Origin of the sequence: Zobellia roscoffensis (genome assembly GCF_015330165.1) — a bacterium.
Classification (GTDB): Bacteria; Bacteroidota; Bacteroidia; order Flavobacteriales; family Flavobacteriaceae; genus Zobellia; species Zobellia roscoffensis.
The window spans coordinates 4,266,458-4,281,531 of the sequence record NZ_JADDXT010000002.1 but is presented as its reverse complement, the minus strand read 5'-3'; the positions used below and the strand labels follow the sequence as shown (position 1 = coordinate 4,281,531).

The following is a 15,074-nucleotide window of genomic DNA, read 5'->3' as shown; positions in this document are numbered from 1 at the left end:
AATAAACTAGAGAGTATATGAGCGTTTTAGTCAATAAAGATTCCAAGATAATAGTTCAGGGCTTTACAGGTAGTGAAGGTACTTTTCACGCAGAGCAAATGATTGAGTACGGCACCAATGTTGTTGGTGGTGTAACTCCTGGTAAAGGAGGTCAAGAGCATTTGGGAAGACCTGTATTTAATACGGTTGAAGAAGCTGTTGAAAAGGTTGGTGCGGATACTACCATAATTTTCGTGCCGCCAGCATTTGCTGCTGATGCTATTATGGAAGCTGCCAGTGCAGGTATAAAAGTGATTATTACTATTACTGAAGGTATTCCTGTTGCCGATATGGTAAAAGCATCAAATTATATAGCGAATATGGACTGCCGTTTGGTAGGTCCTAACTGTCCAGGTGTAATCACTCCAGGAGAGGCTAAAGTAGGTATCATGCCTGGTTTTGTATTTAAAAAAGGAAATGTAGGTATCGTTTCTAAATCGGGTACTTTAACCTATGAAGCTGCGGATCAGGTAGTTCGTCAAGGTTTAGGTATTACTACAGCAATTGGTATTGGTGGTGATCCAATTATTGGGACAACAACAAAAGAAGCGGTTGAGCTTTTAATCAATGATCCGGAGACTGAGTGTGTTGTTATGATCGGTGAGATTGGTGGTCAATTAGAAGCGGATGCTGCTAAGTGGTATAAAGAAAGTGGAAGTAAAAAACCAGTTGTTGGTTTTATTGCTGGTGAAACTGCTCCTGCAGGTAGAACTATGGGCCACGCCGGAGCTATTGTTGGCGGAAGCGATGATACGGCTCAAGCTAAAAAGAAAATTATGAGAGACCACGGAATTCACGTGGTTGATTCTCCAGCTGAAATTGGCTTAAAAGTAAAAGAAGTTATGGGTTAATTCCCCTACGGATATATGAATCCCGTTTTCGACTTATCGGAAACGGGATTTTTTTATAGTCGTTTTATGAAACAAAACTTATATTTGAAGTAGAACAGAGCAAATCTATTTAGAACATGAAATTGTTAGAAGGAAAAAATGCGATTATTACTGGAGCCAGTAGAGGAATAGGAACAGGAATTGCACGAGTTTTTGCTGAAAATGGAGCCAATGTAGCTTTTACTTATAGCTCTAGTGAAGCTCCGGCATTGGAACTTGAGAAGGAGCTAACGGCATTAGGGGTAAAAGCCAAAGCGTATAAAAGTAATGCAGCGAGCTTTGAAGCAGCTGAAAAATTGGTGGCTGACGTTCTTGAGGATTTTGGAGGTGTAGACATCCTAATTAACAATGCGGGTATAACCAAGGATAACTTGCTTATGCGTATGTCAGAAGCTGATTTTGATAGCGTTATAGAGATAAACTTAAAGTCGGTTTTCAATATGACCAAAGCAGTTCAACGTACCATGTTGAAACAAAGAAAAGGTAGTATTGTAAACATGAGTAGTGTAGTTGGTGTTAAGGGTAATGCCGGACAGACCAATTATGCAGCTTCAAAAGCAGGTATGATCGGGTTTACAAAATCTGTAGCTTTGGAGTTAGGTTCTAGAAATATAAGGTGTAATGCCGTTGCACCAGGTTTTATTGAAACCGAAATGACCGGTAAACTAGACGAAAAAGTAGTACAAAGTTGGAGAGATGGTATTCCGCTTAAAAGAGGTGGTTCTCCAGAAGATATTGCAAATGCTTGTCTTTACTTTGCTTCAGACTTATCTGCCTATGTTACGGGGCAGGTACTGAACGTAGATGGCGGCATGCTTACATAAGGTATATATTCCCGGAAGGTGCGTTGATGCTTTTCCGGGTGGTATAGCTTTAAAAGAAACTTCCTTAATGAACACCCAAACGATTCTCTTTATAATCTTAGCCGCAATTGTTTCGCTGGCGTTGGTGTTATTTCAATATTTTTATAAAAATAAAAGAAAAGGTAGGCTTAGTGTAGCTTTAGCCTTTCTGCGTTTCGTTACTTTTTTCAGTGGGTTTCTTCTCCTTATAAACCCAAAATTCACCAAAAATAAATATATCACGGAGAAGGCCAATTTAATTGTTCTATCTGATAATTCTTCTTCTGTAGCGTCATACAAATCAACTATACAACAAGTAATAGAGGGTTTAGAGAAAAGTGATGAACTAAATAACCGATTTTCAATACAGGAATATAATTTTGGAGCTACATTAAAAGATAATGACAGCTTAGATTTTGAAGAGAAAAACACTAATATTTCAAAAGCCCTATCGGTATTAAAAGAAGTGTATTCCGCTACGAATTCTGCTATTGTCTTAATTACAGATGGTAATCAGACTATAGGAAGGGATTATGATTTTCAAAATGAACAACAGCAATTTCCTGTTTATCCCATTGCGGTGGGAGATACCACACGTTATGAAGATGTGGCTATTTCTCAGGTAAATACAAATAGGTATGCTTTTCTCAAGAATAAATACCCAATAGAGATTTATGTTTCTTATACGGGAAACGAAAAGATAAATGTTCCCGTACAAGTTTCGCTAAATGGTAAGACGGTGTTTAAACAAAATGTTTCATTCTCCAAAACCAATACTAGTGAGGTAATAAATACCTTATTGAATGCAACTTCTATAGGAGTTAAAAATCTTCAAATTTCTGTTGGGGAGCTTAAAAATGAACGAAACGCAGCTAACAATAAAAGAACCGTAGTTGTAGAGGTTATAGATGAAAAAACAAATATAGCCTTGGTTTCTAGTTTGTTGCATCCGGATATAGGGGCGATAAAGAAATCAATAGAAAGTAATGGTCAGCGTTCGGTAACGATTATGAAACCCAATGCGGGAGCCAAGGAATTGGAAGAGGTAGACCTTTTTATTTTATACCAACCTAACGCTTCATTCAAAAATTTGATTGCCTATATAGAGAAAAAACAGGCAAATACGTTTACAATTACCGGTCCTCACACGGATTGGAATTTCTTGAACAGATCGCAAAAAGCATTTACAAAAAATAGCTACAATCAAGAGGAAGAGGTTTTTGCCGTTTTAAATTCGGGTTTCGGTCTTTTTAGTAGTGGAGAATTTACTGTAGATGATTTTCCTCCACTTCAAAGTAGTTTAGGAGATATCATTTTGCATGATCAGAATGATGTTTTGTTGACACAGCGAATAAAGGGTGTTGATTTAAATCAGCCTTTATTAGCTGTGTTCGAAGGAAGCGATAAAAGAGATGCAGTGTTATTTGGGGAGAATATCTGGAAATGGCGCGTGCATACCTATAGAAATACACAGAATTTTAAAAAATTTGATGACCTCGTAGGAAAGGTTGTGTTGTACCTAGCTACCAATAAATCTAAACAAAGACTAACCTTAGATTATGAAAATATCTACGCAGGGAGTAACGAAGCAAGAATTTCAGCGACTTATTTTGACAAAGCGTTCGTTTTTGATGAAAATGCTCAAATAACATTGAAATTAAAAAAATCAAAAACAAATGCAGTTATTGAGATGCCTATGTTGTTGAAAGGTAATTACTATGAGGCGGACTTAAGTAATTTAGAAGCTGGGACCTATGATTTTTCTGCAACCGTAGAAAAAGACAATTTATCCAAATCAGGAAGTTTTACTATTTTGGATTTTGATGTCGAAAAACAGTTTTTAGCTACGAATGATGATAAGCTAAATCGCCTAGCGGAAAATACTGGTGGACGCTTGTTTTATCCCAATCAGAACACGGATTTAATTCAGGTACTTTCAAATGATAATCGCTATTTGCCTACCCAGAAAAACAAGCAAAATGTCGTATCTTTGATAGATTTCAGGCTATTGTTGGGGCTAATGGTTATTGCCCTTGCAGCGGAATGGTTTTTAAGAAAATATAACGGATTAATATAAATTAAAATAAATGGACAAATTACCCAAAATTGCATTACCAGTAATATTCGCTTTTATAGTGGTTATCATCTTAATTTCAAAATCTGCGGTCACCATAGGGTCCGGTGAGGCAGGTGTGCTGTACAAAACTTTTGGAGGTGGTGTGGTAACTGATGAATCACCATTAGGTGAAGGTTTTCATATTGTTGCGCCCTGGAACAAGGTTTTTGTTTATGAAGTAAGACAGCAAGAAGTACTTGAGAAAATGAACGTTTTATCAAGTAATGGTTTGGATATTAAATTGGAGGCATCGGCTTGGTTTGAGCCGATACGTGGTGATTTAGGAAAGTTACATCAAGAAAAAGGAGAGGCATATGTGCAAAGAGTTTTGTTACCAACTATTAGGTCGGCCGCTCGTTCAGTTGTTGGACGTTATACTCCAGAACAATTGTATTCAAGTAAGAGAGATGCAATTCAGCAAGAAATTTTTGATGAGACTCAAAAAATTGTGTCGGGGCAGTATATTCAATTGAACGAAATATTGGTTAGGGATGTTACTTTGCCACCAACTATCAAAGACGCTATTGAGCGTAAATTGAAACAAGAACAAGAATCTTTAGAATATGAATTTAGGCTGGTTACTGCTAAAAAGGAAGCGGAGAAAGTAACGATAGAAGCTCAGGGTAAAGCCGATGCGAATAAAATCTTAAGCGCATCACTTACAGATAAGATTTTGCAAGATAAAGGTATTGATGCAACTTTGAAGTTAGCGCAATCCGCAAATGCCAAAGTTGTGGTAGTAGGTAGTGGAGAATCTGGTTTACCTCTAATCTTAGGAAATAACTAATCTGTTTTAGTTAAAAGGAGTTGTAGAGTTTTTGTTTATTTTACAACTATTCTTTTGAGAAATGAAAAATAGATTTTACATTTACTGCATAATGAAGAATAGAACTACACATCATCATTTCCATATTCACGCTCAGGCGAGGTAGGAATGTATTGTAGTAGTACAACATATTTAAAAACCCGTTTGAGCAATCAAGCGGGTTTTACTTTTAGAGCTCTTTTGATTGCTTGAATATAACCAAAGAAGAAAATGACAAAAATTAGAATTGCTATTCAGAAATCGGGAAGATTAAATGAGGACTCCCTTCAAATCTTAAAGGATTGTGGAATTTCTATTGATAATGGAAAGGACCAACTCAAAGCATCTTCTAGAAACTTTCCAATGGAGGTTTTCTATCTTAGAAATGGAGATATACCGCAATATTTAAGAGATGGTGTGGTAGATATTGCAATTATAGGAGAGAATGTTTTAATTGAAAAAGGAGAAGATATTTCAATTGCAGAAAAACTTGGCTTTTCTAAGTGTAAAGTTTCTCTAGCGGTACCTAAATCTTTCAAATACAATTCTGTAAAGGATTTTGAAGGTAAGCGAATAGCAACTTCATACCCAAATACAGTAATTAATTACCTAAAAGATAAAGGCGTAAATGCCGATTTACATATTATCAGTGGTTCTGTTGAGATTGCTCCAAATATTGGTTTAGCAGATGCTATTTGTGATATTGTTTCTAGTGGTAGCACGTTGTTTAAGAACAATTTAAAGGAAGTTGAAGTAATGCTCACTAGTGAAGCTGTGTTAGCAGTTTCACCAAAAATTTCTGAGGAAAGAAGAGAGCTACTAAAGAAATTACAGTTTCGTATTCAATCTGTATTACGAGCCAGAGGTTCTAAATACGTATTGTTGAATGCTCCCAATGACAAACTTGATATGGTATTGAAGTTGTTGCCAGGAATGAGAAGTCCTACTGTTTTGCCATTGGCAGAAGAAGGTTGGAGCTCTGTTCACACGGTAATCAACAAAGACAAATTCTGGGATGTTATAGATGAGCTCAAACAAGCTGGTGCAGAAGGTATTTTGGTTTGTCCTATTGAGAAAATGGTACTTTAATTTTCAGTGATGGAGGGTGAATTGATACTGGAACTGATTCCTTATGAAAAAATGGAGTCGATTCTACCTTTGGTCTATGATTTAAATGAAGGTAAGCTTTCAGAAGAGGTATTGAAAACCCGGTTGGAATCAATGAAGGCTATGGGCGGTTATGTATGTCTCGGGGTATATGATAATGAAAACCTAATTGCTTGTTGTGGTGTTTGGTTTTTACATAAGCTATATAAAGGCAAGCATATAGAATTGGATAATGTGTTTGTAAATGTGGAATACAGAAGTAGAGGCGTAGGTAAGCTCATGATGGATTGGCTCGTAGCCTATGGAAAAAGTAAAAATTGTAATAGTCTTGAACTTAATGCTTATGTAGCGAATCAAAAAGGAGTCAAGTTTTGGGAACGTCATGGTTTTGAACCATTGGGTTATCACATGATTAAGAACTTAGAGTAAAAAAAATGAACAAAATTTATAATCCTGATAAGGGGGAGTGGAGCAGTGTTTTAATGCGTCCCACACAGACCGTGGCGGACATTGAACAAACGGTAGAAGGTATTTTTCAAGAGGTTCAAGAAAATGGTGATGCTACTTTAAAGAAGTATACTGAGCAATTTGATGGTGTTTCACTTGAAAACTTAATAGTATCTGAGCAAGAAATTGAAGAGGCAAGCAACTTGGTTTCTCCGGAACTGAAGGATGCCATTCAATTAGCGAAAAATAATATCGAGGTTTTTCATAAAGCGCAGAAAACGGAGAAAGTTACTGTGGAAACCACGAATGGTGTTCAATGCTGGCAAGAAAAAAGACCAATACAAAAAGTGGGGCTTTACATTCCTGGTGGTACGGCACCTTTGTTTTCAACCATTTTAATGCTTGCTGTGCCCGCTACCATTGCAGGTTGTGAAGAATTGGTATTGTGTTCGCCTCCAAATAAAGAAGGTAAAATCAATTCTGCTATTTTGTATACCGCAAATTTATGTGGTGTTAAAAAGATTTTTAAGGTTGGTGGCATTCAGGCTATTGCTTCCATGACTTTCGGTACGAAAACCATTCCAGCAGTTTACAAGATTTTTGGACCTGGCAACCAGTTTGTAACGGTGGCCAAACAGATAGCAACTAAATATGGTATTTCAATAGATATGCCAGCTGGCCCTAGTGAGTTATTAGTACTTGCTGATGATTCGGCTAATGCCGCTTTTGTAGCTTCGGATTTATTAAGTCAAGCGGAACATGGTGTTGATAGTCAGGTGATTTTGGTTTCCACATCTAAAGCTATGATTGATGCAGTGGAGATAGAAGTTGAAAAACAGCTCCCGGAACTACCTAGAAAAGAAATTGCGGAGAAGGCCATTGCCAATAGTAAGTTGATTTATGTTGATAATGATCAAACGGCAAATGATTTAATCAACGCTTACGGACCAGAGCATTACATCGTTTGCGTGAAAAACGAAGCATTTTTCGTGAACAATATTAAAAATGCCGGATCGGTATTCATAGGTAATTATACGCCTGAAAGTGCAGGTGACTATGCTTCAGGTACGAATCATACTCTACCTACCAATGGCTATGCAAAGCAGTATAGCGGTGTAAATTTGGATAGTTTTATGAAGAGTATGACGTTTCAGAAAATCAGTGAAACAGGTATACAGGAAATTGGCAATGCCATTGAAATTATGGCGGAAGCCGAAGGACTTCAAGCACACAAGAACGCGGTAACGCTAAGACTCAATAGCTTAAAGAATGACTAAAGAATTCAATATACAAAACCTGATAAGGGAAAATGTAAAAGGCTTGAGTCCGTACAGCTCCGCTCGGGATGAATACGTTTCCGACGGCTCGGAAATGGTATTTTTAGATGCGAATGAAAATCCGTACGAAAATGGAGTGAACCGATATCCAGACCCGCAACAAAGAGGTTTAAAGGCGGTTTTAGCAGAACAGAAAGATATTTCAGTGGAAAATATTCTTTTAGGTAATGGAAGTGACGAAGTACTAGATTTAATATTCAGGACCTTCTGTGAACCGAAAGTTGACAATATTATTTCCTTGCCTCCAACATACGGCATGTACAAAGTGCTTTCGGGCATTAATATGGTGGAAAATAGAGAAGTGCTTCTAACCGAAGATTTTCAGCCAGATGTTGAAGCGATTTTAAAAGCTGTGGATGAGCATTCAAAACTCTTGTTTTTGTGTTCGCCTAATAATCCTACCGGAAATATTTTTAGTGAAGAAAGTATGATGAGGTTGTTGAATAAGTTCAATGGTTTGGTGGTTATTGATGAGGCCTATATAGATTTTGCAGAAAGCGAAAGCTGGGTCTCCAGATTGTCTGATTTTCCAAATTTGGTCGTAACTCAAACGCTTTCCAAAGCTTACGGAATGGCGGGGATTCGGTTGGGTATTTGTATTGCATCCAAAGAAGTAATAGCGGCACTCAATAAAATCAAACCACCGTATAACGTCAATGAACTCACGCAGCAAAAGGCTTTAAAACGGGTTCTTGATGTACAGTCTGTAAAAGAGGAAATCTCTAATATATTGAATGAAAGAGAGCGTCTACTTAAAGTACTGCGTGAAGTTTCGTTTGTAGAGAGTATATATACCTCAGACGCCAATTTTGTGTTAGCCAAAGTGGATGATGCTACCAATAGATACAATCAATTATTGGCAGAAGGAATTGTAGTGCGCAACCGAACAACACAGCCCCTTTGTAAGAACACCTTGCGTTTTACGGTGGGTACAACAGAAGAGAATAAAAAATTAATAGAAGTACTAAATAAGCTAACCTAAAACAGAAGCTTAACAGACCAATACTATGGCAAAGAAAGTTTTATTTATAGATAGAGACGGTACCATAATCAAAGAAACTGTTGACGAGCAAATCGATGCTTTCGATAAAATGGTCTTTTATCCAAAAGCATTTATGTTTTTGGGGAAAATAGCCAAAGAACTGGATTACGAGTTGGTTATGATTACCAATCAAGACGGATTAGGTACGGACGTTTTTCCTGAAGATACATTTTGGCCCGTCCATAATTTTATTTTGAAGTCTTTTGAGAATGAAGGCGTTGTTTTTGACAAGGTTTTTCTAGACCGTACGTTTCCCCATGAAAATGCAAATACCAGAAAACCAGGTACAGGTTTGTTGACTGAATATTTTTCGGAGGAGTATGATTTAAAAAATTCGTTCGTAATCGGTGACCGCTTAACGGACATTGAATTAGCAAAAAATCTAGGTTCAAAAGGCATCTTTATTAACGATGAAACCAATTTGGGTACTGGAGAAATCACAGTAAAAAGAGGCGAGTTGGATTCCGTTATCGCTTTAGAAAGCAACGACTGGGAGAAAATCTATGAATTTCTAAAGTTGGAGAACAGAGTGTCGGAAACGCACAGAAAAACCAATGAAACGGATATATACATCAACCTAAACCTAGACGGGACGGGCAAAAGCAATATCAAAACAGGACTGTCTTTCTTTGACCATATGCTAGATCAATTGGCTCGCCATGGACAAATGGATTTGGAGATAAAAGTAGATGGTGATCTAGAAGTAGACGAGCACCATACTATCGAAGATACAGCTATTGCTTTAGGGGAGGTGTTTCACACGGCACTAGGTTCTAAAATGGGGATTGAACGCTACGGTTTCTGCCTTCCTATGGACGACTGTTTGGCACAAGTGGCCATAGATTTTGGTGGTCGTAATTGGTTGGTTTGGGATGCGGAGTTCAATCGGGAGATGGTCGGAGATATGCCAACGGAAATGTTCTATCATTTCTTTAAATCTTTTACAGATGGTGCCAAAGCCAACCTAAATGTAAAAGCGGAAGGTCAAAACGAACATCACAAGATAGAAGCCATATTCAAGGCTTTCGCAAAGGCAATTAAAATGGCCGTGAAACGTGATGTAGAAAAAATGGTACTGCCAAGTACAAAGGGAATGCTTTAAATAGTAGTGAGTATTGAGTACAAAGTATTAAGATTTTAAAATTTGCTTTGTACTCATTACTTGATACTCAATACTAAATAAATGAAAATAGTTATTATAAATTACGGCGCAGGGAATATTCAGAGTATCAAATTCGCTATCAAGCGATTGGGGTACGATGCCGTTTTGAGTAGTGATGCAGAAGAAATTAAAGCTGCGGACAAGGTTATTTTTCCAGGTGTAGGTGAGGCAAGTAGTGCCATGAAAATGCTTTTGAACAGCGGGCTGGACAAAATTATACCTACGCTAAAACAACCCGTACTGGGTATTTGTTTGGGAATGCAGCTTATGTGTCACTCTTCCGAAGAAGGAAACACAGAAGGTCTTGGTATTTTTGATGTGGACGTAGTCAAATTCAACAATGAGGTTAAAGTCCCACAAATTGGATGGAACCAGATAGCGAATTTAAAATCGGACTTGTTCAATGGCATAGCCGATAAAGAGCATATTTATTTGGTACACAGTTTTTATGCACCATTGTGCAAAGAAACCATCGCGGAATCTGAATACGGACTAAAATACAGCGCAGCTTTGGCGAAAGACAATTTTTATGGCACCCAATTCCACCCTGAGAAAAGTAGTGACGTAGGAGAGAAGATTCTTGGGAATTTTTTGAAGAATATATAGCGGAATTAGTACTGAGAAATGAATATTGGATTTGAAACTTTTACGGTAACACTGATTTTTTTAACTTCTACTAACTACTAACTAATGAGAATAATACCCGCAATAGATATCATAGATGGTAAATGCGTTCGCCTTTCAAAAGGGGACTATGATACTAAAAAAATATACAATGAGAACCCGTTAGAGGTAGCGAAGGAGTTTGAAGCGCATGGTATTCAATATTTGCATTTGGTGGATTTGGATGGCGCTAAGAGCAAACATATCGTAAATCATAAGATTTTAGAGCAAATTGCTTGTGGCACTACGTTGAACATTGATTTCGGCGGCGGATTGAAAACGGATGATGATCTAAGAATAGCTTTTGAAAGCGGAGCTAACCAAATTACTGGTGGAAGTATTGCGGTAAAAGATAAGGAGACGTTTTCCAGCTGGATTCAAACTTACGGTGCCGAGAAAATTATTTTAGGTGCGGATGCCAAAGATGAAAAAGTAGCCGTTTCGGGTTGGCAGGAGGAATCTACTGAAGAATTGATTCCGTTTATTTCATCATATCAAGAAAAAGGAATTGCCTATGTCATCTGTACCGATATTTCTAAAGACGGCATGCTAGAAGGACCTTCATTCGATTTATATAAAAAGATTTTAGAGCAGTGCAAAGTTGATATGAAGGGAGTTGAGGGAAAGGTAACCCAGCGACTAAAATTGATTGCCAGCGGTGGTATTTCAACCTTTGATGAATTGCCTAAACTTGCAGAAATGGGCTGTGAAGGCACAATAATCGGAAAAGCCATCTATGAAAATAGAATTAGCTTAAAACAGCTAGAGGATTTTATATTGGAAATGGGAGGGCGATAAGTAATTTAAGCAATAAAGAACATTGTAATATGCTAGCAAAGAGAATAATACCCTGTTTGGATATAAAGGATGGAAGAACGGTAAAAGGTGTAAATTTTGTTGATTTACGTGATGCGGGGGACCCAGTGGAATTGGCTGAAATTTATAGTAAGGAAGGAGCGGACGAGCTGGTTTTTCTAGATATTTCGGCAACGGAACAGAAGCGAAAAACTTTAGCGGAGCTAGTTTACCACGTAGCGGAAAAAGTAAGTATTCCGTTTACGGTAGGAGGGGGAATTTCGTCTGTGGAAGACGTTGATGTTCTGTTGCAAAACGGAGCGGATAAGGTTTCCATTAATTCATCCGCAGTAAAGAATCCACAGTTAATAAACGATTTGGTGGCCAAATTCGGTTCGCAGTGTATTGTGGTAGCCATAGATGCCAAACAGATAGATGGAGAGTGGATCGTTCATTTGGTAGGAGGTAAAGTGCCTACGGAACGTAAACTGTTTGAATGGGCCAAAGAAGTAGAAGAACGTGGTGCAGGAGAAATTCTTTTTACCTCAATGGATCATGATGGTACTAAAGATGGTTTTGCCAATGAAGCGCTGAGCAAACTAAGCACGGAATTGAACATTCCCATAATTGCATCGGGTGGTGCAGGAAATATGCAACATTTTACGGATACCTTTGTTGATGGAAAAGCCGATGCAGCGCTTGCAGCCAGTGTTTTTCATTTTAAAGAAATTGGTATTAAAGATTTGAAAGAAGAGTTAAAAGATAAAGGAATTCCCGTACGATTATAAGTTCGATTTGGACTCTAACCGATAAATAAGAGATAATGAAAAAAATAGGTCTAATAGGAGGCATCACTTGGCAATCAACACAGTTGTATTATCAGTTGTTGAACACAAAAGTAGCTGAAACTTTAGGAGGTTCTAGTTCCTGTGAGTGTCTTATTGAGTCTGTTAACTTTGCAGAGATTTCGGAAAAACAGGGCAAAGGAGATTGGGATTCCTTGCATGAGAAGATGGCGGACATTGCCTTGCGTTTACAAAATGCCGGTGCGGAAGTTATTCTCATTTGTGCGAACACCATGCATTTAAGTGTTCCCGCAATCGAAGAAAAAATAGATGTTCCCGTATTGCATATAGCGGAGGTTGCCGGAGAGGCGGTTAAAGCCAAAGGATGCCAAAAAATATTGTTGTTGGGTACGAAGTATACTATGGAGTTGGATTTCTATAAGGACATCCTTAAAAATCAGTTTCAAATAGAGGTATTGATTCCTTCTAAAGAAGATAGAGAGGTGGTTCATGACGTAATATATCATGAACTTTCCAAAGGAATCATTAATGAAGAATCAAAAAATAAATATTTAGATATCATTAGCAAGGCTGAAAAAGAAGGTGCGCAAGGTGTTATTTTGGGTTGTACCGAAATTCCGTTGCTCATTCAACAAAAAGATTGCAGTATAGCGGTAATAGATACAACAAAGGAACACGCTTACGCCGCAGTTAAATTCGCACTTGCTTAAAATAAAAAATAATGAAAATAGATTTCAATAAAAACGGAGACGGACTCGTGCCGGCAATTATTCAGGACGCAGTTACAAAAAACGTTTTGATGTTGGGGTACATGAACCAAGAGGCTTTTGACAAAACTGAAGAGACCAAAAAAGTAACGTTTTATAGTCGCACCAAAAAAAGATTGTGGACCAAAGGCGAGGAGAGCGGAAACTTCTTGGAGCTGATAGATATTAAAAACGATTGTGACAATGATACACTTCTAGTTTTTGTAAAACCCGTAGGTCCTACTTGTCATAAAGGAACCGGTACTTGTTGGAACGAAGAGAACAACCCTAATTTCGGTTTCTTTTCGCAACTGGAAGATGTCATCAAGCAGCGCCGTGAAGCTTCGGATTCTAGTAAATCATATGTTGCCTCTTTATTTGAAAAGGGCATAAACAAAATAGCCCAAAAGGTTGGGGAGGAAGCCGTGGAAACGGTAATAGAGGCCATGGATGATAACGATGACCTCTTTTTATATGAAAGTGCCGATTTACTTTTTCATTACCTAATGTTGCTTCAGGCAAAAGGATTCACCTTAAAAGATATAGAAGCGGAACTAGTAAAACGACATAAATAGTCGTTTTACTAGTTCCTATTTTTTAGCTGTGAAGCTCCTTTTATCCGTTCATGATTGATAACTGCAGTACCCTTGTAGTTTAGCGTGCTCGCTCCCGTTGCCTCTACATCTATTGATTCCGTGGCAGTAAGGAAAGCTTCACTGGCTCCTGAAAGATCAATGTTCAAACGCTCTATTTGTAAATCGTAATTTCTAAAGTCACTGCTTCCGGAAAGGTTGGCATGTACGGATTTTACTTCCCCGTAAATATCGGCTTCAGATGCACCGTTAAGGTCAACATTAAGATAATCTGCAAAGACTTCACCGGTAAGGTCAGACGCTCCGGAAAGCTCAATTTTGCCACGTTCGGTATTCCAAGGACTTTCTAAGGTTACGCTTGCTGCTCCAGAGAGGTCAAATTCAGAAATGTCTTTGGTGGTTATAAAAGCCTTTAATGTAGGATTGCCACTTACTGTTGTGTATCTTTTAAGTTTGATGATAACTTCGTTTCCTTCTCGTGCAACAACAATACGGTCTTGTAAATTGTCATTCGCTTCAATTTGGATTTCCTCTTTATTATCTGAAAAGGTAACGTAGACATCAAAAGCATTGGAAACTTTTAGTCCGTCATAATCTGAAATGGTTAAATCTTTAGTGGTGATTTCGTCCGAAGCTCGTATATGGTCATAGTCACAAGAGGTAAGAATTCCACATGCCAGGGCCATGGCGATAAAAATCGTTTTTGTTTTCATTTTGATTGTTTTTAAGCTTGCCCTAAGGGAAAGCAGATTGATGAATTGTGGTGTTTTAGACGTTTACTAAACGCTCCTGAAGCTTAACTACAGGAATCCACTGAAAGTTAATGGGTGACCATTCTTCTTTAGTTGAGGAACTACCGGTACAATTGTTTCTAAGAAATACTTGGTTGTTTTCACTGAATACATGTTGTGTTTCTATAACATCGTGACAACGCGAACATATTTTTTCGTTTGTTGCTTTCATTGTACGTTCTTTTTGTATCTATTACGACCCATATTAAAAATACCCACTTTAACTCCTATTCCGACTGAGAAGCCATTAATACGAGTAGTTCGTGTTGGAGGAAGTTCTATTCTACTAGAAAAACGATATTTGACACCTGCTTCTAATTGCAGATAGCGCGATACATTAAAAAGAGCGCTGATTCCGGGTTCTGCTACAAAAACTACATCAAAATCATCTTCGGTAAGTTCTTCGTCATAATTATCCTCATCGTGAAAACGATTATCGATATAACCAACACCACCGGCACCTAGTAAAAGTGGAAAAGAAAGATTAACACGTCTTTTACTGAAAAAAATAGGCTCTAGATGTAAACCACCGTAGGCACCAATTAGGTCTTCATAACGTGCTAGACTATTGTTATAAATGTCTTGTTCCGAATATAAAAAATTGCCTGCAAAGCCTATTTCAAATTGACGATTTGCTACGTAGGCCACTTTAAGTCCGCCCATAAATGCGTTTTGATCGTCAATTTCACCAACGCCCATGGTAAGGCCCAGGTATACGCCATGCACAACATTGTTACGGTCGTTAAATTCTAAGTATTCTTCCGTTTCATTTTGGGCAAAACTAAAGAAGGTAGTCCCCAAACATATTACAAGAAGACTCGTTTTAAAAGATTTCATCACTGTTCGTTTTTCGATTGATTACCTAATAGACAGCCTAAGGCACAAAAAGTTGC

The 15,074-nt window shown here is 37.8% G+C and carries 17 protein-coding genes; 14 read left to right on the top strand and 3 right to left on the bottom strand.

Translation table 11 applies throughout. From position 1 onward, the window contains the following. Positions 1-17 precede the first annotated feature (17 nt). From sucD to hisIE, 14 genes are all read left to right on the top strand, one after another. Positions 18-890, top strand: a complete 873-nt coding sequence (gene sucD / locus IWC72_RS17405; RefSeq protein ID WP_194527452.1) for a succinate--CoA ligase subunit alpha — start codon at positions 18-20, stop codon at positions 888-890. A 116-nt stretch (positions 891-1,006) separates the two neighbouring features. Further along, positions 1,007-1,753, top strand: coding sequence for a 3-oxoacyl-[acyl-carrier-protein] reductase (fabG, locus tag IWC72_RS17400; protein WP_194527451.1), 747 nt, complete (start codon positions 1,007-1,009; stop codon positions 1,751-1,753). Next, positions 1,734-3,848: a VWA domain-containing protein gene (locus IWC72_RS17395; RefSeq protein WP_226979618.1), complete on the top strand. Its 2,115-nt coding sequence runs from the start codon at positions 1,734-1,736 to the stop codon at positions 3,846-3,848. Before fabG ends, IWC72_RS17395 begins: the two co-directional genes overlap by 20 nt. A 10-nt stretch (positions 3,849-3,858) precedes the next feature. Further along, positions 3,859-4,674, top strand: a complete 816-nt coding sequence (locus IWC72_RS17390) for a prohibitin family protein (RefSeq protein ID WP_194527450.1) — start codon at positions 3,859-3,861, stop codon at positions 4,672-4,674. A gap of 249 nt (positions 4,675-4,923) precedes the next feature. Further along, positions 4,924-5,781: an ATP phosphoribosyltransferase gene (hisG, locus tag IWC72_RS17385; RefSeq protein WP_194527449.1), complete on the top strand. Its 858-nt coding sequence runs from the start codon at positions 4,924-4,926 to the stop codon at positions 5,779-5,781. Positions 5,782-5,790: 9 nt separating this feature from the next. Then, entirely contained in the window at positions 5,791-6,228 is a 438-nt protein-coding gene (locus IWC72_RS17380) for a GNAT family N-acetyltransferase (RefSeq protein ID WP_194530664.1), read from the top strand. Positions 6,229-6,233: 5 nt separating this feature from the next. After that, entirely contained in the window at positions 6,234-7,523 is a 1,290-nt protein-coding gene (hisD, locus tag IWC72_RS17375) for a histidinol dehydrogenase (RefSeq protein ID WP_194530663.1), read from the top strand. After that, a complete protein-coding gene (hisC, locus tag IWC72_RS17370) occupies positions 7,516-8,565 on the top strand; it encodes a histidinol-phosphate transaminase (protein ID WP_194530662.1) in 1,050 nt (349 codons plus the stop codon). The genes hisD and hisC overlap by 8 nt, the downstream gene beginning before the upstream one ends. A 25-nt stretch (positions 8,566-8,590) precedes the next feature. After that, positions 8,591-9,727 (top strand): bifunctional histidinol-phosphatase/imidazoleglycerol-phosphate dehydratase HisB, encoded by a 1,137-nt coding sequence (gene hisB / locus IWC72_RS17365; protein ID WP_194530661.1) that lies wholly within the window; start codon positions 8,591-8,593, stop codon positions 9,725-9,727. An 81-nt stretch (positions 9,728-9,808) separates the two neighbouring features. Continuing rightward, positions 9,809-10,393, top strand: a complete 585-nt coding sequence (gene hisH, locus IWC72_RS17360; RefSeq protein WP_194527444.1) for an imidazole glycerol phosphate synthase subunit HisH — start codon at positions 9,809-9,811, stop codon at positions 10,391-10,393. Between the two features lie 84 nt (positions 10,394-10,477). Continuing rightward, a complete protein-coding gene (hisA, locus tag IWC72_RS17355; protein WP_194530660.1) occupies positions 10,478-11,248 on the top strand; it encodes a 1-(5-phosphoribosyl)-5-[(5-phosphoribosylamino)methylideneamino]imidazole-4-carboxamide isomerase in 771 nt (256 codons plus the stop codon). Positions 11,249-11,277: 29 nt separating this feature from the next. Then, on the top strand, positions 11,278-12,033 hold the full coding sequence (gene hisF / locus IWC72_RS17350) for an imidazole glycerol phosphate synthase subunit HisF (protein ID WP_194530659.1): 756 nt from the start codon (positions 11,278-11,280) through the stop codon (positions 12,031-12,033). Positions 12,034-12,068: 35 nt separating this feature from the next. Further along, positions 12,069-12,761: an aspartate/glutamate racemase family protein gene (locus tag IWC72_RS17345; protein WP_194530658.1), complete on the top strand. Its 693-nt coding sequence runs from the start codon at positions 12,069-12,071 to the stop codon at positions 12,759-12,761. 11 nt (positions 12,762-12,772) lie between these two features. Continuing rightward, positions 12,773-13,372 carry a bifunctional phosphoribosyl-AMP cyclohydrolase/phosphoribosyl-ATP diphosphatase HisIE gene (gene hisIE, locus IWC72_RS17340; RefSeq protein WP_194530657.1) on the top strand — a complete coding sequence of 200 codons (600 nt, stop codon included), beginning with the start codon at positions 12,773-12,775 and terminating at the stop codon, positions 13,370-13,372. A gap of 8 nt (positions 13,373-13,380) precedes the next feature. Here the strand turns inward: hisIE and IWC72_RS17335 are convergent, their stop codons facing one another. The 3 genes from IWC72_RS17335 to IWC72_RS17325 are packed head-to-tail and all read right to left on the bottom strand — an operon-like array spanning position 13,381 to position 15,018. Further along, positions 13,381-14,103, bottom strand: coding sequence for a head GIN domain-containing protein (locus tag IWC72_RS17335; RefSeq protein ID WP_194530656.1), 723 nt, complete (start codon positions 14,101-14,103; stop codon positions 13,381-13,383). Positions 14,104-14,158: 55 nt separating this feature from the next. Next, the gene (locus IWC72_RS17330; protein WP_194530655.1) at positions 14,159-14,353 is read right to left on the bottom strand and encodes a hypothetical protein; all 195 of its coding nucleotides are present in this window, start codon (positions 14,351-14,353) and stop codon (positions 14,159-14,161) included. Further along, positions 14,350-15,018 carry a hypothetical protein gene (locus tag IWC72_RS17325; RefSeq protein ID WP_194530654.1) on the bottom strand — a complete coding sequence of 223 codons (669 nt, stop codon included), beginning with the start codon at positions 15,016-15,018 and terminating at the stop codon, positions 14,350-14,352. Before IWC72_RS17325 ends, IWC72_RS17330 begins: the two co-directional genes overlap by 4 nt. Positions 15,019-15,074 lie beyond the last annotated feature (56 nt).

Coding starts and splice junctions, on each gene's coding strand:
- sucD (WP_194527452.1), top strand. CDS start 18: ATGAGCGTTTTAGTCAATAAAGATTCCAAGATAATAGTTCAGGGCTTT.
- fabG (WP_194527451.1), top strand. CDS start 1,007: ATGAAATTGTTAGAAGGAAAAAATGCGATTATTACTGGAGCCAGTAGA.
- IWC72_RS17395 (WP_226979618.1), top strand. CDS start 1,734: ATGGCGGCATGCTTACATAAGGTATATATTCCCGGAAGGTGCGTTGAT.
- IWC72_RS17390 (WP_194527450.1), top strand. CDS start 3,859: ATGGACAAATTACCCAAAATTGCATTACCAGTAATATTCGCTTTTATA.
- hisG (WP_194527449.1), top strand. CDS start 4,924: ATGACAAAAATTAGAATTGCTATTCAGAAATCGGGAAGATTAAATGAG.
- IWC72_RS17380 (WP_194530664.1), top strand. CDS start 5,791: ATGGAGGGTGAATTGATACTGGAACTGATTCCTTATGAAAAAATGGAG.
- hisD (WP_194530663.1), top strand. CDS start 6,234: ATGAACAAAATTTATAATCCTGATAAGGGGGAGTGGAGCAGTGTTTTA.
- hisC (WP_194530662.1), top strand. CDS start 7,516: ATGACTAAAGAATTCAATATACAAAACCTGATAAGGGAAAATGTAAAA.
- hisB (WP_194530661.1), top strand. CDS start 8,591: ATGGCAAAGAAAGTTTTATTTATAGATAGAGACGGTACCATAATCAAA.
- hisH (WP_194527444.1), top strand. CDS start 9,809: ATGAAAATAGTTATTATAAATTACGGCGCAGGGAATATTCAGAGTATC.
- hisA (WP_194530660.1), top strand. CDS start 10,478: ATGAGAATAATACCCGCAATAGATATCATAGATGGTAAATGCGTTCGC.
- hisF (WP_194530659.1), top strand. CDS start 11,278: ATGCTAGCAAAGAGAATAATACCCTGTTTGGATATAAAGGATGGAAGA.
- IWC72_RS17345 (WP_194530658.1), top strand. CDS start 12,069: ATGAAAAAAATAGGTCTAATAGGAGGCATCACTTGGCAATCAACACAG.
- hisIE (WP_194530657.1), top strand. CDS start 12,773: ATGAAAATAGATTTCAATAAAAACGGAGACGGACTCGTGCCGGCAATT.
- IWC72_RS17335 (WP_194530656.1), bottom strand. CDS start 14,103: ATGAAAACAAAAACGATTTTTATCGCCATGGCCCTGGCATGTGGAATT.
- IWC72_RS17330 (WP_194530655.1), bottom strand. CDS start 14,353: ATGAAAGCAACAAACGAAAAAATATGTTCGCGTTGTCACGATGTTATA.
- IWC72_RS17325 (WP_194530654.1), bottom strand. CDS start 15,018: ATGAAATCTTTTAAAACGAGTCTTCTTGTAATATGTTTGGGGACTACC.